Here is a 23,113-nt window from a genome sequence, read left to right as displayed (position 1 = left end):
CAGAGCGATCCGCCCCTTCATCTGGCCATAAATACCTCGGAGCGCGAGGCAGAGCCTCGCAAAACTCCAAAGCCAGAGACGCTAAGCCAACGCCTCGTCACAGCGCCCGCAGACACCCGCATGGGCGTGAAGACCCACATCCGGCAAGATCTTCCAGCACCGCTGACATTTCTCGCCTTCAGCCTTTTCGAACACCACCGCAACGCCCTCGTTCTCTGGCACACGGAAAGCCTCTGCCGGAGCAGGATCACCACTGACTGTCAGGCCTGAGGTGATGCACATGTCGTCTACATCAAACGTGGCCAGCAGATCGCGGGTCTCCTGATCCTCGACATACACAATCGGAGCAGCCTCAAGGCTGGACCCGATCACTTTGTCCTGACGCTGGATTTCCAGCGCAGCGGTCACGGCGCGGCGCACGCGGCGCACCTTGGCCATGGCGGCCTCAAGCTCGGGATGTCGCCAATCGGCGGGCGTGTCCGGGAAATCTACCAGATGGACGGAACTGTCATCGCCCCGGAACCGCTCCAGCCAGACCTCTTCCATGGTGAAGACCAGAACCGGGGCCAGCCATGTGGTCAAGCGGTGGAAGAGGATATCCAGCACGGTGCGCGCGGCGCGGCGACGCAGGTTGTCGCCATCGCAATAGAGCGCATCCTTGCGTACGTCGAAATAGAACGAGGACAAATCGACCGTGGCAAAGGTGAACACTGCGCTGAACACACCCTGGAAATCGAAGGCGGCATAGCCCTTGCGCACTTGTTCATCCAGATCGGCCAGACGGCTCAGCACCCAACGCTCCAGGCGCGGCATGTCTTCGGGCGCAACCCGGTCGGCCTCGGTGAAATCAGCCAGCGAGCCCAGCATGAACCGCATGGTGTTGCGCAGACGGCGATAGCTGTCGGCAGTGCCCTTCAGGATTTCCGGCCCGATCCGCTGGTCGGCGGTATAGTCGGTCTGAGCCACCCAAAGACGCAGGATATCGGCACCGTATTGCTTGATGACCTCTTCCGGCACGATGGTGTTGCCCAGCGATTTGGACATCTTGTTGCCCTTTGCATCCAGCGTAAAGCCGTGGGTCACAACGTTGCGATACGGCGCACGCCCCTTGGTGCCGCAGGCCTGCAGCATCGAGGAATGGAACCACCCGCGGTGCTGGTCGGTGCCTTCCATATAGACATCCGCAATGCCATCCTCGGTCCCGTCCTCGCGGTCGCGCAGAACAAAGGCGTGGGTCGAGCCACTATCGAACCACACATCCAGCACGTCGAACACCTGATCATATTCATCCGGGTTGGCGATACCGTCCAGGATCTGCTCCTTGAACCCGTCGGTGTACCAGATATCCGCGCCGTTTTCTTCGAACGCAGCCTTGATCCGCGCGTTCAGATCGGCGTTGCGCAGCAGGTAGTCCGCGTCGGTGGGCAAGGCGCCCTTCTTGGTGAAACAGGTCAGAGGAACACCCCAGGCGCGCTGGCGGGACAGCACCCAGTCCGGGCGCGCTTCGATCATCGAATACAGGCGGTTACGACCCGTCTGCGGGGTCCATTTCACCAGTTCATCAATCGAGCGCAGGGCGCGTTCACGGATGGTGTCGCCCATCTCTCCCATGCCATCGTCCAGCTTGCGGTCCACGGATGCAAACCACTGCGGCGTGTTGCGATAGATGATCGGAGCCTTCGAGCGCCACGAATGGGGGTAGCTGTGCTTGATCTTGCCGCGCGCCAACAGCCCGCCGACCTCGACCAGCTTGTCGATGACGGCTTTGTTTGCATCACCTTCGCCACCTTTGCGGGACAGAATGTATTTGCCGCCAAAGAAAGGCAGATCGGCACGGAACGAGCCGTCGTCCATCACGTTATAGGTGATGACCTGCTCGAGCATGCCCAGATCGCGGTACAGCTCAAATTCTTCCATACCGTGGGACGGCGCGCAGTGGACGAACCCCGTACCTTCAGTATCGGTCACAAACTCAGCGGCGCGGAAGTCGCGGATGTCGTCCCATTCGCCATTGCCGCCCTCGGCCCCGGCCAGCGGGTGGGTCAGTTGCACACCTGCCAGCTCATCCGCGGTCACGTCGCGGACACGGGTCCACTGGTCGTCGTTCAAACGGGCACGGCCTAGCACATCAGCAGCCAGATTATCGGCCAGCAGGAACTTGTCACCCACAGCGGCCCAGCATTCCTCGGGCGCTCCGACGACTTCGTAGAGGCCATACGAGATATCCTTGCCGTACACGACCGCCTTGTTCGATGGCATGGTCCATGGAGTCGTCGTCCAGATCACCACAAACGCGTCATCCAGATCACCCGCATTCACGACCTTGAACTTCACCCAGATGGTGAAGCTTTCCTTGTCGTGATACTCGACCTCGGCCTCGGCCAGCGCGGTTTTCTCGATGGGCGACCACATCACGGGCTTGGAACCCTGATACAAAGTCCCGTTCATCAGGAACTTCATGAACTCATCCGCGATCACCGCCTCGGCGTGGTAGTCCATGGTGATGTAGGGATCGGGCCAGTTGCCGGTGATGCCAAGGCGCTTGAACTCTTCGCGCTGGATGTCGATCCAGCCCTCGGCGAATTTGCGGCATTCCTGACGGAAGTCGACGATGTTCACCTCGTCCTTGTTCTTGCCCTTCTTGCGGTACTGCTCCTCGATCTTCCACTCGATGGGCAAGCCGTGGCAGTCCCAGCCGGGAACATAACGCGCGTCGTGGCCCATCATCTGATGGCTCCGCACGATCATGTCCTTGATGGTTTTATTCAGCGCGTGTCCGATATGCAGGTGGCCGTTCGCGTAGGGAGGGCCATCGTGCAAAGTAAAGGGCGTGCGGCCTTCCTTCTCGCGCAGGCGGTCATAGACGCCGATGGTTTCCCAACGCTCCAGCCATGCGGGTTCGCGCTTGGGCAGGCCAGCGCGCATGGGGAAATCGGTTTTGGGCAGGTTCAGCGTGTCTTTGTAATCAGGTGTTTCGGCGCACATTGGGAGCGTCCTTTGGATGATCTGGTCGTGTGGATCGAAGCGGTCGGTGCGAGGTCTCAAACACCTTTGCCCGGCGTCTCAGGATGTCAGAGCGCCGGGGATATAATTCGAATAATGATGGCCATCCGGTCATACATGGCCGCGCTTATAGGACGCCCGCCCTCAATGGTCCAGAGGTTCCGGCCCATGCGGCGAATGGCGCAACTGCGCCCAGCGGTTAAGCCACGCCAGACCCGCCAAAGCCAACCCTAAAGCCAGCAACGAGAACACCCGGATCAGTCCGCCAAGCCCGGCGATATCGATCAGGAACACCTTGGCCACCGCCAGCCCAATCACCGCCAGCCCGGCTTTGCGCATCAGGTCGGATCGGCGCGCCAGCGACTGGTAGAAAACCACCGCCCCGATTACCAGAAGAGCAATGGTGTAAGTGTAAAGCTCGGGCTGGGTCACGCCGTTGCCCTCATACATGCCGGCCGCGCCCTGCCAAACATGACGGATCATCAGCCCTAACCAGACAGCCGTCAATCCACTGCTCAAGCCCCAACTGGCGCGCTTCAGCCACAGCGGAGTCGCATGAATCCTCCAGACCGAGAGCCCGACTGCCAGTGCAGGCAACAAGTAAGCGACCGCAAGCGTGTTCAATAACGGCAGACCCAGAACCGGTGACGCAACCTTGTTAAGCAACGGGTTCGCATCAACCAACGCCTGAACCAATCGGAAAAGACCATGCCCAGCAAAAAACGCCGCAAGCAAATAGCGAGCATAGTTCAGCTTTCCGCCCAGTTCGAACCGCTGAACCTGCGCAAAGGCCAGAAGCAACCAGATTATCGCCAGTAAGCCCAGCCCCCAGTGGCTATTAGTGGCGTTGCCCTCGCCAAAACTCTGCAACCAGCGTTCCAGCAGCAAAGACAGCAATATACCCCCGGTGGCCCAGGTGGCGCTCTCTAGCAATAGAGTTGCAACAGGCCGATTCAGTGAGCGGATCAGCAACCAACCCGACAGGAAACCAAGAGTAGCGACTGCGTAGACCAACGTCATTTCAAGGATCGCGGCGGTACCGGCCCAGTCAAGCCCCGGGTTCAACACCAGCCGCACCGTGACTGTGAAGACACCAGCCCAGATGAACCAGCTCATCGGCGGCAGGTTGAATTTGCGATCCAGCGCGGCGGCCACGACTACCATCGCGACCAGAGCAATGGTCAGCGCCGCAGAACTCAGGACAATGACGCAGGCAAAGGTCAAACAGGATAAAGCCGAGAGCGTCGCCAGCGACGCGCGCATACGTTGATCTCCGTCAACGCGCGAAAAACGCTCGGCAAAGATAACCATCAACGCACCCAATGCGATACAATGCAGTGCCCACGGGTAGGCTCCGATCACAGTCGCAGGGTGCCAGCCGACCTCAAGAGCGATGGCCAACGCAGGCGCAAAGACCGCAGCTGCGCCAGCCCACCCGGCCGCATATTTGTGCGCATGCATCGAGCGCCAGACCGCAGTGACGGAAATCACCCCACCCACAATGATCAAGACTGTGACCACCCAGGGGTAGTCCGCTTCGGCGGTTGCGGCATAGGTCTCAGCGAAGTGGCGCAGAACGATGCCGTTATCCCAGCCATGCATCAGAACGAACCAGACAAGGCCCAGCGCTGGCAATATCGTCGCATCCTGCAATGCCTCCGCCCGCCTACCCCACAGCATCAATACAAGCGCCAGCCCCGCCAGCAAGGTAACGCCCAGCCAGAACTCCGCCGGGCTATCAGCCCAATGCACCGAAAGAATCGCGGAACTAACGGCGACCGCGCCAAAGGCAACCCGCGTGGGAAATTCGGGCCATGCATCGCCCGTTTTGCGACTGATGATCTGGCTGATCATCGCGCCCTCATGATCGGGCCAGACACGCCGAATTGGTATGGCAATGGAAATCACGGCCAACGCTGTGACGCAGATCAGGTAATACGGTTCTGTCAGCGGTGAGGACAGCACCAGCAGCAGGCAAGCGGCATAGGCACCAAACAGAGTCAGGACGGATATCCACGCCCAGCGGCGCACTGTGTCGATCCCCAATCCCAAAACGGCGATCACAAAGAAATAGGCATATAGCCAGCCCGGATCCTTGGACGTGCCGCCAACAACAAAGGGGGCTGCAAAGGCCCCGATCAGACCGACAGCAGCCAGCAAGGGGCCGTGGAACCAGCCAAGGATCAATCCCAACAGGGCAACAACGACCATTGCAATCAACGCGCTTTCGGGGCCGATCAAGTCGTAGAGCTGCCTAGCAGCCAGAATACCTCCGAACAGGGTAACCAGACCGGCGCCCGAGAAAACCGAGGGCAAATATGCGGTGGCCGAGGCTTCATCATCTCCAAACCTGCGGCGGATCACTTCTCCGGCCACGATCAACACCACACCGAAACTCAACGCGGCAATCACACGGGCGGACGGAGGCAACATCCCATTTTCGACACCGTATTGAACCAAGAATATCCCTGCCAACGCCAGTGAAAGGGCGGACACCACATAAAACCAGTTCTCTCGCAACCAGGTCGAAAGCGCGGTAAACCGGTCCTCACGAAACACTACGGCGGCAGGCGGTGTCTGCTCGGCAGCGGGTTGGGGTGTCTGCGCCTTAGACCACGGGGCGGGTTTCAGCGCTTTGTCCGGTTTTTCGGTCGGCTTGCGCGGTTCGGGTCGGGGTGGTGCATCGCTGGTTTTGGAAACATCCCCACCCAGCGCGCGAAGATCCTGCTCTAACTGCTCAACCCGACGGCGCAGGCGGGTGTGACTTACAATCAGAAAAACGATGCCTACCGGGATGGCCAGCACGATCAATCCAACAAGAACAAGCAAGGATTCCAATGGGCTCTCCGGTTGGGTTCACCGTCAGGCTACCCGAGACGCCCGTTGGGCAACAGTCAGAAAATCCGCCAGTTCGCAGGTATAACTCACGGCTAAATGCAGCCAGACGTGAGGCGCGGGATTAACTGCCCGAAGATGATCTGCACCACCGCAATCGCCGGAAACCCGCAATTAAAGTAGTTGCTGGACAGGCAATGAAAGGCCCGAGTTTATTTTTGTTACCTTCAACAACCACCTGCGCCAAGCTGGATCAATCTAGCCCGTCAAGGATGAAACAGCGACCCGACTAGATACGCGATCAAGGCAGCAGCACCACCGATCAACAACGTCTCGCCCCCGGATCGCCACCAAGGTGCCAGCGACCACCGGCTTTTGAGTGCACCGATGGCAAAAAACACGGCCATCGTCATCCAGGCGGAAATGGTAAAAGCCTGATCCACCCCGGCGAGGAAGGGCAACAGCGGCACCATCCCCGCGATCAGGAATGCCCAAAAGGTCGCCATCGCAGCCTTGAGAGGATGAGGGTCGACACTGCCCAGCCCGTATTCCCCTTCGATCATCAGATCGATCCAGTTGTCGTGGTTTGCAGTGATTGCGTCGGTCGCCTCGTCCAGCACCCGCCCCGACAGACCTTTCTGCGCCAAAATCTCGCGCACTTCCTCTCGCTCGCCGTCGGGGTACAGGTGGATATGCCGTTCCTCGATCGCGCGGATGCGGCGAATGTTGTCCAATTCAGCTTTTGTGCCAGAGTAATTGCCCGCCGCCATCGAGAAGCCATCTGCCAAAACATTGGCCAGCCCCAACGCCACGATAATGAACGGCGAAAGGCCAGCCCCAGCAACCCCGGCCACGATCGCAAAGGTGGTCACTGATCCGTCGATGCCCCCATAAACGACATCGCGCAACACGCCGCGGCCGGGTGGTGCGTTGATACGCTCGGCTATTTCCTGTTGGCTGTGTCCGTGCTCGGTCATGGCTGGCTCCGGGTCTGGTATGCCATCCAGTGGACGTCAGCACCTTGCGGCAGGTCAAGTTTTAGAAAACAACCCCGCCAAGGCCCGCTTGATCATTCCCCTTGTCGAGGGTTTGTGACGGTCAGAGAAGGGCAAAGGTCGACAAACCTCCATTGCGGCCACACCGACACGGGCACTGAGCGCCCCATTGACCAGACCTTCGCCGAATCTTCTGGACAGTTTGCTAAGAACCGAGCCGCCCAAAACGGGCTCCAGCAGGTCATCGCCAACCGCGACTGCTCCGGTTGCGACCAGATGAACAAAAACCGCACGGGTCAGCCGCCAACTCCCCAGAAACCCGGCGCGACCGCCATAGATTTCAGCAACGCGCCGGATCATCCGAAGCGACGCAGCCAAAGCGGTGGCGACATCTGCCAACGCCAAAGGCACCAGGGCCGTAACAGTGGCCACCTGACGGGCGGCCGCTTCGACCTCGCGGCTGGCGGCGGCGTCCAATGGGGCAAGCAATTCATTTTCGGCCAAGGTCAGCAGCCCCGAGGCGTCGAACTGTTCCCCCATACGTTCGGTCAGCTTGTCACGACCCCATTTGGTTTCATCCCGACCCTTGTAAAAAGCAATAAGCTTGGTCGTAACCGCGCGTGCCTGTGCCAGATCATCCTCGGCCAGCGCAGTGTCCACCGCTTGCCTTATCCCGTCAACACGAGACAAACGTGCGATTGCCGCCAATTCACGCAGCGCGATGATCAGGGCGACCAACACCAGCGCTGCAAAAAGCCCCGTCACGACCCAACCCAAAACCGGCGCACGCAGCAAAAGCCCGTTCACAAAGTCCCACGCCGCGATGGACACAACTGCGCCAACAGCAGCTAAGGCCAGCCCCCAGAACCAACGCGCCAACCGCGAGGGCCCGCGAGCCGCAAGCCGGACCACGCCCTGCATCGCCTGCCCTTGAGGTTGCCCGATCTCAGGCACCGGCGGCGCCTGCGCCACGTCCACGGTGGGCTCGTCCGCTTCGAGGTCGATCAGCACGGGACCTTTAGCCATTTTCTGCCCCCTCTCGTATCCAGACATATTTAATATCCGGCAGGTTTTCATCGTTATCGGCCCCATCGCTACGCGCAACTTCGACAAACCCGTTATGTTCGTAGAACCGCCGCGCGGGCAGATTGGCTTGAAACGCGAACAGCGAAAGCTGCGTGCGCTGGGATTTGGCATGGTCCAGCAGGTGTCGTCCGATGCCTTGCCGTCGGGCAGAGGCTTTTAGGTACAAGGAATGGATTTCCGTCCCGTTCAAAGCCAGAAAACCCACCACGCGGGCGTCCAGTTCAGCCACTGTGACCCAATCCTGATCTATCATACGGCCACAGAACGCGATGGTCTCGGCCTGAGTGTGTAGCTCTGGCATCCAGTCGTTCTCGCGCGCAAAACCGTGCAGAATCTCTCCGGTCGCACCAGCATCGGTGCTGCGAGCCGGGCGCAGAGTTGCGATCACAGGCGATCTCCGATCAGAAACTGCGCTGCGCGATCCAGCCTAATATGGGGCGGTCCATCTCCGGGGCGCAGGGTCAGTTTGGCAGGGGCGAAGGACATGAAGCCGTATTCGGCGTCAAGCCAACCTGCGGCCCCATTGCGCGCCGCCCCCAACAGTTTCAAAGGGTCATCCGGCAATTCGCCCGGGAAAAACGCCGCCTGCTTGCCATCCATCAACGTTCCTCGAACGCAGGGCAATTCTACCCCATCATGCAAACGCATTTCCTCGGTTGTCGCGCGCAATGAGGCCATCGATAAGGCCGTCGTGTCCGCCCCGGCAAAGCTGGCCCTGTCGCGGGCGTCACGAATTAGCGCCTCCATGATATGGGTCAGACGTTGATGTTGTTGGTGGTGCAGGTGGTCGGCCTTGGTGGCGGCAAACAGAATGCGCTCGACCCGTTTTCCAAGCAGCAAACGGCTTAGCCAGGCGTTTCGGCCGGGACGGAATGCGGACAGGATATCAGCCATCGCGCGGCGCATATCTTCGACCGCTTGCGGACCCTTATGAATCGCGCCCAGCGCATCCACCAGAACGACCTGCCGGTCGATCCGCGCGAAGTGATCCCGAAAGAACGGCTTAACGACCTGCGACTTATATGCCTCGAACCTCCTGGCCATTTCGCGGTGCAGGCTGCGCCGGGGCGCAGGTCCATCAACCGGCAGCGGCGCGAATGTCAACACCGGCGAACCAGCCAGGTCACCGGGCAACAAAAAACGCCCCGGTGTGCAATCATAGAACCCCGCATCACGGGCCGCGTTCAGATACTCTGCAAACGCTTTCGCAAGCGCCTGAGCGGTGGGTTCGTCATGCGTGTCCGCCGGATCGGCAGCATTAGCCTGAGTGAGAAACGTGGCAGCCTGTGGACGCGCGGTAATGCGTTCGAGCGTCTCTGCCGACCAAGCCTCATAGGTTTTGTCCAACAAAGCCAGATCCAGCAGCCATTCACCCGGATAGTCGACAATATCCAGATGCACAGTGCGTGGTCCCTGCAAACCCGACAAAAGCCCGGATGGACGTGCTTTGAAGGACAAGCGCAACTCGGACACGGCGCGGGTACTGTCTGGCCAGTGTGGCTGAGGCCCGGTCAACGCCGCAAGGTGGTTTTCATAATCGAACCGAGGCACGGTGTCGTCGGGTTGCGGCTGCAGGTAAACCGCATTGATCCGCCCCTCTTGCTGCGCCACCAATCCGGGCATTCGCCCACGGTCCAGCAGGTTTGCCACCAGTGACGTGATGAATACCGTTTTGCCGGACCGCGCCAAACCGGTCACGCCCAGCCGGATCGCTGGTTCAAAAAAGGCTTCTGACACGGTATCGCCCACGGACTCGACGCCGCGCACCACACTGTCTGACAGGGAAGAGATGACCAAACCGTCGCCCCGCTTTTACTGTTTCGCTCAAGATAGGTAGCCACCGCCTGACATGCCAGCGCTTTCCCGCTCTTGCCCGTGGCGGCGCGTCGCGCTACCAGCGGCCCATGCCAAGATACGCGTTGAAAGTCGAATACCAAGGAGAGCCGTTTGCCGGATGGCAGCGGCAAAAGGATCAGCCATCCGTGCAAGGGGCGATCGAAGAGGCCCTGTCGCGCATCCAACCCGGCGCGCATACCATCGCAGCTGCCGGCCGCACCGATGCAGGCGTTCACGCACTGGGACAGGTCGCCCATTGTGATCTGATCAAGGACTGGGATCCGTTCCGTCTATCCGAAGCATTGAATTATCACCTTAAACCCCACCCTGTGGCGATTGTGCAGGCGGCGCAGGTCGATGACGACTGGCACGCCCGGTTTTCGGCGGTCGAACGGCAGTACCTGTTCCGTATCCTGATGCGTCGTGCGCCAGCCACACATGATGCTGGGCAGGTTTGGCAGATAAATCATCGCTTGGACGTGCAGGCGATGCAGGCCGGTGCGGATACGCTGATTGGGCGGCATGATTTTACCACCTTCCGGTCCTCGATCTGTCAGGCGGCCAGCCCGGTCAAAACACTGGATGAATTGCGGGTGGAACAAACCGACGGGTTCTCGGGCCCAGAGGTGCATTTCCACGTTCGCGCCCGCTCTTTTCTGCACAATCAGGTGCGCAGCTTTGTTGGCACTTTAGAAAGGGTCGGCGCAGGCGCTTGGACACCTGAGGATGTGCAAGACGCGCTTGCGGCCCAGAACCGCGCCGCCTGCGGGCCAGTTTGTCCGCCGCAAGGTCTGTATCTGGCGCGGGTTGGATATCCTCAGCCGGTATTCGACTAAATCGCGCGCAGCAGCAGCCCGCTGGCAATAACGGCGATCACCAGACCCGCGACGAGTTCGATCGTTGGCGCCAGAACCTGCGCAAAGCGGGTGGCCGAGGCCGAGGCCAGCAACCCGCCGCGCAAACCAAATGAGGTCCAACCGACCAGTGTTGTCACTGTCGCCGTGCCCAGTGCCATTGCAAAAGCACCGGCGATTCCAACCATCGCGATGCCCATTTGCCACGTCAGGATCAAAACAAATAGCGCCCCGGTGCAGGGACGCGCAGCGATGCCCACAATCAGCAGGGCAGCCTCTTTCCAATTCCCGATCTGCGCAACTTCTTCCGCCGTCGGACCGTGCCGATGCCCGCAATCCGAACAAACCTCGTGGTCATGACCGTGATGATGATCGTGGCCGTCATGATGATGATGGTGATGATGCACCTGTGTCCGATCCGCCCGGTACCGCCTGGCGAAACTGCGTAACGCCCGGAACACCAGCCAAAGGCCAATTGCAGCGATGGCGCCATAGCTTACGGGCGCCATGACCTGCTCGGTTGTGCCAACCAAACTGTCCCGCGACATCTGGAACACCAGAACCCCGGCATACACCAGAACCACTGCAGTGACGGCCTGCCCCAGACTGGACAGCACGCTGATCGCGGACAAACGCCAAAAGGCCACCTTGCGCCCCAGCCCGTACCCTCCGATCAAGACTTTGCCGTGACCCGGGCCTACGGCGTGGAAAAATCCGTAAGCGAAACAAACAGTTAAAAGGGTCGCGACAGCTTCGGGTTGTTCCGCGCGGGCGGCGCGCAGGGATCGGGCGATCTGGTTCTGGAACTCGCGCTGTTCGCCAGCGGCCCAGGCAGCAAGGTTGTCAAATCCTCCGCTGCCCCAGAACCACAGCAGCAGGCCAAACGACAGGAGGACAGGGATAATCAGGTACTTGGACATGAAACGCGGATCTCGGTCGCAAAGCTTTCACCAACCAGCGGGATGTCGTTCTCCTCAAGATCATAATTGGCATCAAGGGTCAGCAAGAACGCCCGCATCTGGGCGAGCTGGCCGTCAATATCGGGATCCGTCCGCTCTATCTGGCAGGTCAGGTTACTGGACACTGTTACCGGGCGCGTAACCTCGTATGCTGTGTAGTAGGTTTCATCGAACGCCTTCGCTGACAAAGCCGCCGCTGCGACCGGTTCGCCCTCAACAGCCCTCAGATGGGTCGAGACAATGCGGCCGTTATAAGTGGTGGCCGTAGGTTCCATCGGACCAGACAGAGGGATGATCTGGCCATCTGCACGCACCACCAGATCGCCGTTATACCCTTCGATCCACTGCGCGTCGAACCCGGCCAGAAAGGCCTGTTCGCTCTCGCTCAGAATACCGTCGCCATCCTGATCAAGTTTTCTGTCCTCAAGCTCGAAAAGCGAATACAGCTCATCATAAGCCCAGGTTACCCGCACATGTGTCAGATTGCCTGCGTCATCGACGATGAACTCCAGCCCCGTGTCGATGAACACGTGGGGATGAGCCAAGACCGGGACTGGCAAGCAAAAGGTGAAAAGGGTCAATATCCAGCGCATGTGAGAAAGATAGGGTTTCGGCCCCGCAGCGACAACGCACTTTTGAGACAGCACGCAGAATCCGGCCAACCGTTTAATCCGGCGGAAATAAGACAAGCGTTTGCAGCGCCGTCGCGACCGGACCCTCTGTGTCATAAAGTACGGACTGAGACATCCCGATGCCCGAGGGTTGCCAATGGCACAATGACTCTGACGCCAACCAGTCCGAGACCGGCTCGCGGTGAACTTGCACTGTCAGGTCGGTGTTCATGAACCCCATCTCGGTGGTGGGCGCGTTCCACGAGATACCATTCCCGCAATCTGCCAGCGGACACAGGGCCTGTATCGGCGACTGTGCCTCATCGGCCAAAAGCGGCGGCGTGCGCATCCAAACGGTTTTCGGACCGGCTGCCTGATTTCCGCCTTTGGGATACAGAATGTCCGAATGGTTGGCGAAGCCCGGCAGATCGTGACGTGTTTCGCCAATCGGAAAAGGACCCGTGACCGCATCATCCAACCGAGGGGGCTGCATCGTCACGTTTGGCACTGGCCCAAGATCACGGCGCACCAGATGCATCGTCGTTGCAACAGCGCAAAGCGTGTCATCCAAATCGTGCACGGTCACCCGCGTTGTCGCCAATGTCTTTGTATGGCGCGTGGTTTCGGCAGCGACTCGCAATCCGGCCAAAGGCAATGGCCGCAATAAATCCACCGTCAGCCGGGTTAACATCTTCTCGGGCCCGACTTCGGTTTCCGCCGCGCGCACGACCAACCCGCTGACCGGCCCGGCATGACAGTGCACGGCCGACCACGGGCCGCGCGCGGGGTCATTACCCACAAACGCACCGTCCGGTCGATTGTGGAAATAGGATTGCGCCTTCACGTCCGGATTGGAGACCATGGCCTTGCTCAGACTTTTTCCTGCGTGTGTTTCTTCAGCTCAGCCCGCGCGACCTGACGGCGGTGCACCGCATCGGGCCCATCGGCCAACCGCAAAGTCCGCACATGGGTCCAGGCCGTGGCAAGCGGTGTGTCCTGACTGATCCCCTGCGCACCAAACATCTGCACCGCCTCGTCAATCACCTTTAAGGCTACGCGCGGGGCCACAACCTTGATCTGGCTGATCCACGGTGCTGCCGCGCGTGCATCGCCCTGATCCATATACCACGCAGCCTTGAGGCACAGCAGGCGCGCCATCTCAATCTCCATCCTGCATTCGGCGATGATGTCGAAATTCGCCCCAAGCTGGGCCAGCTTCTTACCGAACGCCTCGCGTTGCAGGGACCGTTTGCACATCTGATCCAGCGCGCTTTCGGCCTGCCCGATGGCGCGCATGCAATGGTGAATACGCCCCGGCCCAAGGCGACCCTGAGCGATTTCGAAGCCACGACCCTCACCCAACAGTATATTTTCAGCCGGAACGCGCACGTTGGTGAACCGGATATGCATATGCCCATGCGGCGCGTCGTCATGGCCATAGACCTCCATCGGGCGCAGAATTTCGACACCCGGTGTGTCGGCCGGCACGACGATCATCGACTGCCGCTGGTGTTTAGGCTGCTCTTCCCCGGCGGTTTTGACCATCACGATATAGACCTTGCATCGCGGATCACCGGCCCCCGACGACCACCATTTTTCGCCGTTCAGGACATAGTCATCGCCGTCCCGCACGCAAGACATCGACACATTCGTCGCATCCGACGAGGCCACATCCGGTTCGGTCATAAGATAGGCCGAGCGGATTTCACCTTCGAGCAGCGGTTTCAACCACTGCTCTTTCATCTTTTCGGTTCCGTAGCGTTCGAAGACCTCCATGTTGCCGGTATCTGGGGCGGAACAGTTGAAGACTTCGGCGCCCAATGGGGTCTTGCCCATCTCTTCGGCGAAATAAGCGTATTCCACGGTGGAAAGACCAAAGCCTTTGTCGCTGTCGGTCAGCCAGAAATTCCAAAGCCCCGCAGCCTTGGCCTTGGCCTTCAGGCCCTCAAGGATTTCGGCCTGACGTTCTGTATATTGCCAACGATCCCCTTTGCCGATCTCTGCGTGATACTCTGCCTCCAGCGGCATGATCTCATCGCGGATCATGTCTGCCACACGTTGTAACAGTTGAGCGTTCTCATCACGCAGGCCGAATGACATGTTCATGGGTTTTCCTCCTCCGACCCGGTGACCGGGCTTTACCTTTGGCCCGAGAATGACTTAGCTGCCGTCAAGATGTCCAGCTAGGACGGGACGTCAAGTCAATCAAACTGTTCGGGGGAGTTTAAAATGGCATTGTTGATAGAGACAGGTCTGTCCGATTGGATGAGCGACAGCGATATCGCGCGGGATGTTCGGGCACTGAAGCCCGGTCTGGACGTACGCACCCCTGCCACGATCGGAGACCCCAGCGACATTACAATGATCGCATTGGCAGGACTCAGCGATGATCAACTTGCCCGCCTGCCCAATCTGCAGCTTGTGCAAAAACTGGGCGCAGGCGTCGAAACGATTGTCGGCAACCCCAACCTGCCCGACCATGTGCGTGTTACGCGCCTGAAACCTGACGCGCCTGCGCAAGGCATCGCCGAGTGGTTCGTGGCCTACATCCTGCGTCAACAGCGCAACATGCCCTTTCACGAGGCTGCGCAGGACCGATCGGAATGGTCCCCGAAGGCGCCGCTCTATTCGCCGGACACAGTGGTCGGAGTGCTGGGTTTGGGTCATATTGGCGCCCGCAGCGCAAAGATGCTGCGCGCGGTTGGGTTTCAGGTCATGGGCTGGAGCCGCTCACCCAAGCAGATTGACGGTGTCACATGCCTGCATGGCGAGGACGCCCTGCCCGATCTTTTGTCTGCATGTGACCATGTCTGTGCCATTCTGCCATCGACCCGGCAAACGGTCGGCTTGTTCGGACCCGATATGCTGGCGGCCATGAAACCCGGCAGCCAGTTGCTGAATGCCGGACGCGGAGATTTGATTGACGAGGCCGCGTTGATCACGGCTTTGGATCAGGGAAGGCCCGGTCGTGCCGTTCTGGACGTCACCCGAACCGAACCCTTACCCGCAGACAGCCCTTTGTGGACACATCCGGGTGTAACAATCACCCCGCACGTTTCTGGCTGGCATCTGGGCGACGCTCTGCGCGATGTGGCCGAGAATTTCGAGCGCCTCAACAGTGGCGCGCCCTTGTTGCACGAAGTGGACCGGGCGCGCGGATACTAGCGCTCTTTAAGGCGTGAGAATCCAATTGCCGCCCGCGTCGCGGCAACGTCGCGTTCTGACCTCACGTATCTGATCGGTATTGGCCGGTTCAATCAAGTGCTGCAAATGCACGCAATTGCCGCGGACATCCCGCACGGTGACGGTACCCTTTGCGTCGGTTTCCGTGCTGGCCCACGTAGCTTCTGAACCAACCTGTGGCGTACTGCCCTGAAACAATCCGTCTGCCGCGGCCGTCAGCAGTGTGAAATCGTCCGGGCTCAACCCCGATTCTGCGATGATCCGCGACAATGGCTTGGCCTGCGCAGTAACGCTGAGGCCAATTATCACAGCGCCTGCTGCTGTAAGAGAGAAAAGAGAATTCATGGGGCCTCACAATTTTGAAATGCACTTTCATTCAAGGATAGACATGTGAACCCGCATGGCCAACCCCAAGAGGTTTCAACCTTCAAATATTCCCGAACAAACCTATTGCGATCGCGCCGCTATAAGCGCCTGTCTAATCCCCCCATAGTGCGAGAAACCTGAACCAGAGACATCAAATGGCACAGCCCACCTATTATGCGCCGTCAGGCGGACATCCCGGACAAGACCAGCTTTTGACTGACCGCGCCATGTTTACTGACGCCTATGCGGTGATCCCCAAAGGGACGATGCGTGACATCGTCACCAGTTACCTGCCTTTTTGGCAGGACACCCGGCTTTGGGTTCTGTCCCGCCCGCTGAGTGGTTTTGCCGAAACATTCTCGCAATATATCATGGAGGTTCAGCCCGGTGGTGGCAGCGACCGCCCCGAAACCGACCCGAACGCACAGGCCGTAGTGTTCGTGGTCGAAGGCTCGGCAACCCTGACGCTGAACGGCAATGTTCATGTGTTGGAGACAGGGGGTTATGCTTATATCCCAGCCGGGTCCGAATGGACCCTGCACAATCGCGGCAAAGATACTGCCCGGTTTCACTGGATCCGCAAAGTTTATGAAGCCGTTCCCGGCCTGCCCGCCCCTGATCCGATCATCACCAATGAACGCGACATCGCCCCAACTCCGATGCCCGGCACCGAGGGGCGTTGGGCCACAACCCGTTTCGCCGATCCGCAAGACCTGCGCCACGACATGCATGTCAACATCGTCACGTTCGAGCCCGGCGGCGTGATCCCGTTTGCCGAAACCCATGTGATGGAACACGGGCTTTACGTGCTTGAAGGTAAAGCCGTCTATCGGCTAAATCAGGACTGGGTCGAGGTCGAAGCCGGCGACTATATGTGGTTGCGCGCTTTCTGCCCGCAAGCCTGTTATGCCGGTGGACCGGGGCGGTTTCGTTATCTTCTTTACAAGGATGTGAACCGTCACATGCCCCTAACCCTGTCTAAACGCTGAGTTTCCGGTGGGTTTCTTGGGCTCGGGGCTTCACAGGACCGGTTGAATCTGATGAAATACCCGCAGTTTTTAGCACTGGAGATTGTTCAATGGTACTGCGTGGATCAATGTTGGCGCTGGCCGCCGTCATCGGCCTTACGGCTATTAACGCGACCCCTGTGGTCGCCAAGGAACCGACCAAATCGGTTTCGGTCTTCAGCCGGACCTGGGCGATCACGCAGGTCTCGGATGCTCCGGTCGTGTATCGCGCGACGCGGGACAACAACAACCTCAACCCTTTTGGGCCGCCGCCGCGCCTGCGCACCCTTCAGGCCATCGCAGCGATCCAGCAGGCCACCGGGTGCACCCCCATCCGAGGCAGCATGTACCAGAATATCTCGGGCCAGTTCTTTTCGCAGGTCAGTTGCAACTGACCCCAAGGCGAAACGGGCATTGAGGTCAGCGCAGCCCGCTGCCATAGCTTGCGCATGAAACTTGCGATTAACGGATTCGGCCGGATCGGCCGCACGATCCTGCGGCAGCTTCTGGCCATGCCGCAGGACAGTGGTATCCAACTGGTGCTGATCAACGACATTGCACCGCTGGAAACCTGCACCTACCTGTTCAAATACGACAGCACATTCGGTCCCTATGCGGGCGATGTTAAACACTCTGCTGACGAATTGATCGTCGACGGGATGGCGATACCAGTGACCCACAGTGCGGATTTGTCTCGTGTGGATCTGACCGGCGTCGATGTCCTGATGGACTGCACGGGCGTTGCACGCACATCAGATGTCGCCAGCCAGGGCCTGACGGCGGGTGCGGGGAAAGTGCTGATTTCCGGCCCGTCTCCGGCGACCGAGGTTACCGTTGTACTGGGCGCAAACGAAGACCAGCTGGGCGATGCGCGCATCGTGTCGAACGCCTCGTGCACGACGAACGGTCTGGCGCCTTTGGTCAAGGTTCTGGATGGAATCGGAGGCCTGGTATCGGGCCACATGACGACCATCCACTGTTATACGAACAGCCAGCCAATGGTGGACGCACCGCGCGGAGATCTGGCCCGATCCCGCGCGGGCGCACTTTCGATGGTTCCCACCACCACCAGCGCCATGCACCTGATTGACGAGGTTTTGCCTCATCTGGCCGGTCGCGTCTCGGGCGCGGCGGTGCGGGTTCCCACGGCCAGCGTCTCGGCGGTTGACCTGATCGTGACGCTTGAACACCCAGTGTCTGCGGATTTGTTCGAGGCCAACCTGCGTCAGGCCGTTGCGCAATCACCTGTTCTGGGTTGGACGGACGAGCCCTTGGTGTCGTCCGATTTGCGGACCCGCCCCGAGTCGCTTGTCATCGCAAGCCCAGAGACGCGGCAGATCGGCGAACATCAGGTCCGCATCTTTGGCTGGTACGACAACGAATGGGGCTTCTCGGCCCGGATGCTGGATGTCGCCCGACTGATGGTTGGCCGCTGATTGGCGACGTCAGCGGGCGACAATTTCATAAGGCGTGTCGAACCAGTGTTCTTCAAGGTTCGCCCCGACACCGATGCGGTCAACTACCGCGAACAGACCCGGACCATGCAGCGGCGTTAAGACACCATGCCATGTGCCCCGATGATAGTTTACGGCCTGACCGGGTGACGTCAGGAAGGCAACGGGCTGGCCGGGCATTCCATTGGCATCTGGTGCGACCAAGACCAGAAACGGTTGATATGTCATCGGTATAAAGGCTTGGCTGCCTTCGGGATGCCGCTCGACCATATGCAACACATAGGGGAAAGCGCGCGGATTGGCGTTAAACAGGCTGATACCCGCGCGTCCGTCAGCGAAATCCATCTGGGCACGGTCATGGAAACGGCCGCATTGTCCTTGGTTTATGATTTTGTCTGGCTGACCCGCAGCCTCAATCACGTCTCCGTACGGCGCAAAGGCTTGAGCGGTCAGCGGACGGGCGACGATCTGCATCATGACGGAAGAATGTCCCGCAGCCGAAACTCGGCAATGCGTTCAACCTGACGGCAGGCCTCGCGGAATTCCGTTTCGCGATCCTGCTCAATCCGCCGCTGAAACGCCTGCAGGATCGAGGCCTTGTCGTGATCCCGCACCGCGATGATGAAAGGGAACCCAAACCTCTCGGTGTAACGAGTATTCAGGTCCGTGAACCCCGCGCGCTCGGCGTCTGTCAACGCATCCAACCCGGCTGATGCCTGTTCAGACGTGCTTTCCTGTGTCAGACGTTTCGCCTGCGCCAGTTTGCCGGCCAAATCCGGGTGCGCGGTCAGAACGCTCAGTCTTTCGTGATCCGAGGCAGACCGGAACATACGCGTCAGCGCATTGTGCAATCCACCCGCAGTGTCATGAGCCGGGCCAAGCTCTAGCTCGAACGCGCGCTCGGCAATCCAGGCTGAATGTTCAAAGATGCCGCCATAAGTGCCGACGAATGTTGCGCGGTCCATCTGGGACGGTTTCGGATGGCGGCTCGGCGGGTGATGTGCGGCCCAATGCTGTGCGATTTGCAAGCGGGTGGCGAACCATACGTCCTCAAAACTCTGCGCATAGTCGAGAAACCGTTTCAATGCCATAACCCGGCCGGGACGCCCGATCAGCCTGCAATGCAGCCCGATTGACAACATCTTGGGCGCCCCCTCTTGGCCTTCGGCATAGAGCGCGTCAAAACTGTCCTTGAGATAGGAATAAAACTGGTCGCCCGCGTTAAAACCCTGCGGGGTGGCAAAGCGCATGTCGTTGCAATCCAAGGTATATGGAACGATCAGCTGATCCCCTTCGCCTGCGTGGATCCAGTAGGGAAGATCATCCGCATAGGTGTCAGCGACATAGTCAAACCCGCCCTCTTCAGCGACCAATCGAACCGTATTTTCGGAACAGCGCCCCGTGTACCAGCCGCGCGGACGATGGCCGACGACTTCGGTATGCAGGCGGATCGCTTCGGTAATCTGGGCGCGTTCCTCTGCCTCGGGCATATCCTTGTGCTCAACCCATTTCAGACCGTGGCTGGCGATCTCCCATCCCGCAGACTTCATTGCATCAACTTGGTCTGGGGACCGGACCAGCGCGGTCGCGACACCATAGACCGTAATTGGCAGGTCTTTCATAAGCCGGTGCAACCGCCAGAACCCGGCGCGTGCGCCGTATTCGTAAATCGACTCCATGTTCCAATGCCGCTGACCCGGCCATTGCGCGGCCCCGACGATTTCAGACAGAAAAGCTTCGGAGGCCGCATCGCCGTGAAGTATGTTGTTTTCCCCGCCTTCTTCGTAATTCAGCACGATTTGAACCGCGATCTTGGCACCGTCGGGCCATTGAGCGTCGGGCGGTGTCAAACCGTATCCGATCATGTCGCGAGGATAACGAGGGGGCTGCATATGGGTGTCCGTTCTTTTGTTTGTCCTCAGCCATAGCCCAGAAACAGCCGGATGATTATCAAACTAATCCGAACGCAGTTTCCGGTTCTTTTGGCATTTCCATATTTTAGAACTTTGCGCCAGACTGTGGCAAAGCAAATTGCAGATCACAGGAGAATGCCGTGGCAGGCTATCTGACAACGCACGTTCTGGACACCGCGCGCGGCTGTCCGGCCCAAGGGTTGAACATCACGCTCTACAGCGTAGCGGGTGAGGCGCGCCATATCCTCGCCCAGATGACAACAAACGCTGACGGCCGAACGGATAGTCCCATTTTGCCAAAGGACGCCTTTGCGATCGGTACATACGAATTGGTGTTTGACGCTGGCGATTATCTGCGGACAACGGGGCAATCGGCAGAAGATCCGCTGTTTCTGGACAAGATCCCAATACGTTTCGGCATGTCAGATCCTGATGCGCACTATCACGTACCGCTGCTGCTTTCACCTTTTGGCTATTCGACCTATCGCGGCAGTTAACACAGATCCCCTCCCACCCGTCGATCACCCTGCCGGGTTCCTCCCGTTGGGCCGGGCGCCGCACCTTTCAGGTACGGCGCGGTTTCTCCTGATCTAGGCGTTCCGCAACTCAAGGGCGTTCCCACGCTGCGGCCATGCCGCAGCGCCGGGCCCAACGCTGTGCAGCGCCCGAAGGGCGCGAACAGTGGCGGGAGCCCCTATCAACCCCCTTCGCCCAACGCGTTGACGATCTTACCAATTCTCGCGATCATAAAATCCATAAACAGACGTGCCTTCGGGTCCTGATGGCGCCTATGCGTGTAAAGGCAGGCCATTTGCACCGCGACCGGGGGCGTCTCGACAGCAACTGGAACAAGTTGACCTGTTTTCAGGTGTTCGGCGACTTCGAACACCGGTTTCATTGCAATACCCTGCCCAGACAAGGCCCAATCCGTCAGAACGTCGCCATCGTCGCATTCGAACCGTCCGGAAACCGCAAACCGCCGAGGACCGTCTTGCGTTTCCAGCAGCCACTGGAACTCGGTCGCGCCCGGAAACCGCAGGTTCAGGCATTCATGTTTGTCCGAAACAAGATCAGCACCGGTGCGCGGCATCCCCCGTCGAGAGACATATTCCGGCGCGGCGCACAGAACACGCGGGCAGTCTGCGATCTTGCGGATACGCAATGTGCTGTCTTCGGGCTGACCAATAAAGAACGCCAGATCCAAGCCTTCAGTCGTCAGGTCAACCGATCGATCCGTTAAACGCAGCCGAACGTCAATCTCGGGGTATTCTGACAGGAAATCAGGCACATGCGGGGCCAACAATCGCCGCCCCACCCCTAACGGAGCAGCAACGAAAAGCGACCCGCGCGGTGCTTCGGTCAGATGCACCACCTGCGCCTCGGCTTCATCCACTGCGTCAAGAACGGCCACTGCGCCTGGATAGAACGCCCGGCCCTGCTCGGTTGGGGAAAGGTTGCGTGTGGTGCGCTGGAACAGGCGCACGCCTAGGTGATCTTCAAGTTGCGATATCCGCGCCGAAGTCACCGCTGGGGAAATACGCAAATCCCGACCAGCTGCAGACATACTGCCTAAATCATAGACGCGGACGAAGGTTCGGATATTGTCGAGATAGGACATCTTATCGTTTTTTTTGATACAGTTTGGCAATATACGGGAATACCGAATAAAAAGCGGTTTGCCTAGTGTGGCCCTAACCAATCGGAGAGACCCCACATGTTCGAATTTGCCGTGTTCTGGGATTGGATGGCATTCGCCGTGCGCTGGTTGCACGTGATCACCGCCATTGCCTGGATCGGATCGTCTTTTTACTTCATCGCACTGGACCTTGGCCTGAACCGCGACATTTCAGGCCCGGCAGATGGTGAGGAGTGGCAGGTACATGGCGGCGGCTTCTATCACATCCAGAAATATCTGGTCGCGCCCGAGCGGATGCCCGATCACCTGACCTGGTTCAAATGGGAAAGCTATGCCACCTGGCTGAGCGGCGCGGCGCTGCTGATGATCGTCTATTGGGTCGGCGGAGAGCTGTATCTGATTGATGCGCAAAAGGCCGATCTGGCGCTGTGGCAAGGCATTGCGATTTCGGCGGCTTCGCTGACTGTGGGTTGGCTGATCTATGACCTTTTATGCAAATCCAAGCTGGGGCAGCGTCCCACCCTGCTGATGGTGCTGTTGTTCGCGCTGCTGGTGGCGATGGGCTGGGCATACAACCAGATTTTCACGGGCCGCGCGATGATGCTGCATCTGGGGGCGTTCACCGCAACGATCATGACAGCGAATGTGTTCTTCATCATCATGCCCAACCAGCGCATCGTGGTCGATGATCTGAAGAATGGCCGAACGCCGGACCCGAAATACGGCAAGATCGCCAAGCTGCGGTCGACGCACAACAACTACCTGACGCTTCCTGTTGTATTTCTGATGCTGTCGAACCATTACCCGCTGGCCTTTGCGACTCAATATAACTGGATCATTGCGGCGTTGGTTTTCCTGATAGGCGTTACCATCCGGCACTATTTCAACACGCGCCACGCACGCGCCGGAAACCCGACGTGGACATGGCTAGCCACAGCGCTGCTTTTCATCGGGATCATGTGGCTGTCGACTGCGCCGATGTACAAACCTGTGGAAGATGCCGAAGCGCAACCCCTTACGCGATATGAACAGAAATTCGCCGCGGCAGAGGGTTTTGAGGAGGCACATGACGTCGTTCTGGGAAGATGCTCTATGTGCCACGCGCGCGAACCGGTCTGGGAGGGTATCCAATGGGCTCCGAAGGGTGTTTTGCTTGAAACCGAAGGCGACATTGCCCGCAACGCCAGGCAAATCTACTTGCAGGCTGGTGTCAGCCACGCCATGCCTCCGGCCAACGTCACTTATATGGAACCCGAAGATCGCGAAGCCATCATTCGCTGGTTCCGCAGTGTGGGGTCCTGATCCAGCGACTCTCTGATCACACAACCCGCTAATTTCTGGTCTGTTTCGATTATTTTTCCCCCTGACCGGCGAT

At 59.2% G+C, this 23,113-nt stretch carries 21 protein-coding genes; 7 read left to right on the top strand and 14 right to left on the bottom strand.

Features of this window, described 5'->3' with window-relative positions; genetic code table 11:
- Nucleotides 1-81 precede the first annotated feature (81 nt).
- The 6 genes from ileS to AC2FNR_RS08085 form a co-directional block, all read right to left on the bottom strand.
- Complete coding sequence (gene ileS, locus AC2FNR_RS08110) at nt 82-2,985, bottom strand: isoleucine--tRNA ligase (RefSeq protein ID WP_496848660.1); 2,904 nt, start codon at nt 2,983-2,985, stop codon at nt 82-84.
- 162 nt (nt 2,986-3,147) lie between these two features.
- A complete protein-coding gene (locus tag AC2FNR_RS08105; protein WP_496848658.1) occupies nt 3,148-5,841 on the bottom strand; it encodes a DUF2339 domain-containing protein in 2,694 nt (897 codons plus the stop codon).
- 263 nt (nt 5,842-6,104) lie between these two features.
- Nucleotides 6,105-6,815 (bottom strand): VIT1/CCC1 transporter family protein, encoded by a 711-nt coding sequence (locus tag AC2FNR_RS08100; protein WP_353390645.1) that lies wholly within the window; start codon nt 6,813-6,815, stop codon nt 6,105-6,107.
- 54 nt (nt 6,816-6,869) lie between these two features.
- Nucleotides 6,870-7,859 (bottom strand): YcjF family protein, encoded by a 990-nt coding sequence (locus AC2FNR_RS08095; RefSeq protein WP_496848657.1) that lies wholly within the window; start codon nt 7,857-7,859, stop codon nt 6,870-6,872.
- Nucleotides 7,852-8,307, bottom strand: coding sequence for a GNAT family N-acetyltransferase (locus tag AC2FNR_RS08090; protein ID WP_496848655.1), 456 nt, complete (start codon nt 8,305-8,307; stop codon nt 7,852-7,854). The genes AC2FNR_RS08095 and AC2FNR_RS08090 overlap by 8 nt, the downstream gene beginning before the upstream one ends.
- Nucleotides 8,304-9,716, bottom strand: a complete 1,413-nt coding sequence (locus tag AC2FNR_RS08085; protein WP_496848654.1) for a YcjX family GTP-binding protein — start codon at nt 9,714-9,716, stop codon at nt 8,304-8,306. Before AC2FNR_RS08085 ends, AC2FNR_RS08090 begins: the two co-directional genes overlap by 4 nt.
- Nucleotides 9,717-9,823: 107 nt before the next feature.
- On the opposite strand from AC2FNR_RS08085, the gene truA reads away from it, so the two are divergent.
- A complete protein-coding gene (truA, locus tag AC2FNR_RS08080; RefSeq protein WP_480494244.1) occupies nt 9,824-10,591 on the top strand; it encodes a tRNA pseudouridine(38-40) synthase TruA in 768 nt (255 codons plus the stop codon).
- Here the strand turns inward: truA and AC2FNR_RS08075 are convergent.
- From AC2FNR_RS08075 to AC2FNR_RS08060, 4 genes are read right to left on the bottom strand one after another with little or no spacing between them, the layout of a single operon-like run.
- Nucleotides 10,588-11,529, bottom strand: coding sequence for a nickel/cobalt transporter (locus tag AC2FNR_RS08075; protein WP_496848652.1), 942 nt, complete (start codon nt 11,527-11,529; stop codon nt 10,588-10,590). The two genes, truA and AC2FNR_RS08075, sit on opposite strands and share 4 nt — an antisense overlap.
- On the bottom strand, nt 11,514-12,215 hold the full coding sequence (locus AC2FNR_RS08070; protein ID WP_496848651.1) for a DUF1007 family protein: 702 nt from the start codon (nt 12,213-12,215) through the stop codon (nt 11,514-11,516). The genes AC2FNR_RS08075 and AC2FNR_RS08070 overlap by 16 nt, the downstream gene beginning before the upstream one ends.
- A 19-nt stretch (nt 12,216-12,234) precedes the next feature.
- The gene (locus tag AC2FNR_RS08065; protein WP_496848649.1) at nt 12,235-13,041 is read right to left on the bottom strand and encodes a thioesterase family protein; all 807 of its coding nucleotides are present in this window, start codon (nt 13,039-13,041) and stop codon (nt 12,235-12,237) included.
- Nucleotides 13,042-13,049: 8 nt separating this feature from the next.
- Nucleotides 13,050-14,285 carry an acyl-CoA dehydrogenase family protein gene (locus AC2FNR_RS08060; protein WP_170354889.1) on the bottom strand — a complete coding sequence of 412 codons (1,236 nt, stop codon included), beginning with the start codon at nt 14,283-14,285 and terminating at the stop codon, nt 13,050-13,052.
- A gap of 123 nt (nt 14,286-14,408) precedes the next feature.
- Between AC2FNR_RS08060 and AC2FNR_RS08055 the strand changes: the two genes are divergently transcribed.
- Nucleotides 14,409-15,344 carry a 2-hydroxyacid dehydrogenase gene (locus AC2FNR_RS08055; protein WP_496848647.1) on the top strand — a complete coding sequence of 312 codons (936 nt, stop codon included), beginning with the start codon at nt 14,409-14,411 and terminating at the stop codon, nt 15,342-15,344.
- Nucleotides 15,345-15,350: 6 nt separating this feature from the next.
- Here AC2FNR_RS08055 and AC2FNR_RS08050 read toward each other — a convergent pair whose 3' ends face one another.
- Nucleotides 15,351-15,707 (bottom strand): hypothetical protein, encoded by a 357-nt coding sequence (locus AC2FNR_RS08050; RefSeq protein ID WP_170753687.1) that lies wholly within the window; start codon nt 15,705-15,707, stop codon nt 15,351-15,353.
- Between the two features lie 176 nt (nt 15,708-15,883).
- On the opposite strand from AC2FNR_RS08050, the gene AC2FNR_RS08045 reads away from it, so the two are divergent.
- From AC2FNR_RS08045 to AC2FNR_RS08035, 3 genes are all read left to right on the top strand, one after another.
- Nucleotides 15,884-16,717 (top strand): bifunctional allantoicase/(S)-ureidoglycine aminohydrolase, encoded by an 834-nt coding sequence (locus tag AC2FNR_RS08045; protein ID WP_480866238.1) that lies wholly within the window; start codon nt 15,884-15,886, stop codon nt 16,715-16,717.
- A gap of 89 nt (nt 16,718-16,806) precedes the next feature.
- Entirely contained in the window at nt 16,807-17,130 is a 324-nt protein-coding gene (locus tag AC2FNR_RS08040; protein ID WP_170354885.1) for a hypothetical protein, read from the top strand.
- Between the two features lie 54 nt (nt 17,131-17,184).
- A complete protein-coding gene (locus AC2FNR_RS08035; RefSeq protein WP_496848645.1) occupies nt 17,185-18,171 on the top strand; it encodes a type I glyceraldehyde-3-phosphate dehydrogenase in 987 nt (328 codons plus the stop codon).
- Nucleotides 18,172-18,180: 9 nt separating this feature from the next.
- Here the strand turns inward: AC2FNR_RS08035 and AC2FNR_RS08030 are convergent, their stop codons facing one another.
- Nucleotides 18,181-18,666 carry an ureidoglycolate lyase gene (locus tag AC2FNR_RS08030; RefSeq protein ID WP_496848644.1) on the bottom strand — a complete coding sequence of 162 codons (486 nt, stop codon included), beginning with the start codon at nt 18,664-18,666 and terminating at the stop codon, nt 18,181-18,183.
- Nucleotides 18,663-20,081: an allantoinase PuuE gene (puuE, locus tag AC2FNR_RS08025; protein ID WP_496848643.1), complete on the bottom strand. Its 1,419-nt coding sequence runs from the start codon at nt 20,079-20,081 to the stop codon at nt 18,663-18,665. The genes AC2FNR_RS08030 and puuE overlap by 4 nt, the downstream gene beginning before the upstream one ends.
- Before the next feature lie 161 nt (nt 20,082-20,242).
- Here puuE and uraH point away from each other — a divergent pair, with 161 nt between their 5' ends.
- Entirely contained in the window at nt 20,243-20,599 is a 357-nt protein-coding gene (gene uraH, locus AC2FNR_RS08020; protein ID WP_170354881.1) for a hydroxyisourate hydrolase, read from the top strand.
- Between the two features lie 200 nt (nt 20,600-20,799).
- Here uraH and AC2FNR_RS08015 read toward each other — a convergent pair whose 3' ends face one another.
- Nucleotides 20,800-21,720, bottom strand: coding sequence for a LysR family transcriptional regulator (locus AC2FNR_RS08015; protein WP_496848642.1), 921 nt, complete (start codon nt 21,718-21,720; stop codon nt 20,800-20,802).
- 96 nt (nt 21,721-21,816) lie between these two features.
- On the opposite strand from AC2FNR_RS08015, the gene AC2FNR_RS08010 reads away from it, so the two are divergent.
- Nucleotides 21,817-23,040 carry a urate hydroxylase PuuD gene (locus AC2FNR_RS08010; protein WP_496848641.1) on the top strand — a complete coding sequence of 408 codons (1,224 nt, stop codon included), beginning with the start codon at nt 21,817-21,819 and terminating at the stop codon, nt 23,038-23,040.
- Nucleotides 23,041-23,113: the final 73 nt, after the last annotated feature.

This window comes from Ruegeria sp. SATB045 (genome assembly GCF_059613525.1).
The sequence above is the reverse complement of the archived record's forward strand: the minus strand, read 5'-3'. Positions and strand labels throughout refer to the sequence as shown.

Coding starts and splice junctions, on each gene's coding strand:
- ileS (WP_496848660.1), bottom strand. CDS start 2,985: ATGTGCGCCGAAACACCTGATTACAAAGACACGCTGAACCTGCCCAAA.
- AC2FNR_RS08100 (WP_353390645.1), bottom strand. CDS start 6,815: ATGACCGAGCACGGACACAGCCAACAGGAAATAGCCGAGCGTATCAAC.
- AC2FNR_RS08095 (WP_496848657.1), bottom strand. CDS start 7,859: ATGGCTAAAGGTCCCGTGCTGATCGACCTCGAAGCGGACGAGCCCACC.
- truA (WP_480494244.1), top strand. CDS start 9,824: ATGCCAAGATACGCGTTGAAAGTCGAATACCAAGGAGAGCCGTTTGCC.
- AC2FNR_RS08075 (WP_496848652.1), bottom strand. CDS start 11,529: ATGTCCAAGTACCTGATTATCCCTGTCCTCCTGTCGTTTGGCCTGCTG.
- AC2FNR_RS08065 (WP_496848649.1), bottom strand. CDS start 13,041: ATGGTCTCCAATCCGGACGTGAAGGCGCAATCCTATTTCCACAATCGA.
- AC2FNR_RS08060 (WP_170354889.1), bottom strand. CDS start 14,285: ATGAACATGTCATTCGGCCTGCGTGATGAGAACGCTCAACTGTTACAA.
- AC2FNR_RS08055 (WP_496848647.1), top strand. CDS start 14,409: ATGGCATTGTTGATAGAGACAGGTCTGTCCGATTGGATGAGCGACAGC.
- AC2FNR_RS08050 (WP_170753687.1), bottom strand. CDS start 15,707: ATGAATTCTCTTTTCTCTCTTACAGCAGCAGGCGCTGTGATAATTGGC.
- AC2FNR_RS08045 (WP_480866238.1), top strand. CDS start 15,884: ATGGCACAGCCCACCTATTATGCGCCGTCAGGCGGACATCCCGGACAA.
- AC2FNR_RS08040 (WP_170354885.1), top strand. CDS start 16,807: ATGGTACTGCGTGGATCAATGTTGGCGCTGGCCGCCGTCATCGGCCTT.
- AC2FNR_RS08035 (WP_496848645.1), top strand. CDS start 17,185: ATGAAACTTGCGATTAACGGATTCGGCCGGATCGGCCGCACGATCCTG.
- AC2FNR_RS08030 (WP_496848644.1), bottom strand. CDS start 18,666: ATGATGCAGATCGTCGCCCGTCCGCTGACCGCTCAAGCCTTTGCGCCG.
- puuE (WP_496848643.1), bottom strand. CDS start 20,081: ATGCAGCCCCCTCGTTATCCTCGCGACATGATCGGATACGGTTTGACA.
- AC2FNR_RS08015 (WP_496848642.1), bottom strand. CDS start 21,720: ATGTCCTATCTCGACAATATCCGAACCTTCGTCCGCGTCTATGATTTA.
- AC2FNR_RS08010 (WP_496848641.1), top strand. CDS start 21,817: ATGTTCGAATTTGCCGTGTTCTGGGATTGGATGGCATTCGCCGTGCGC.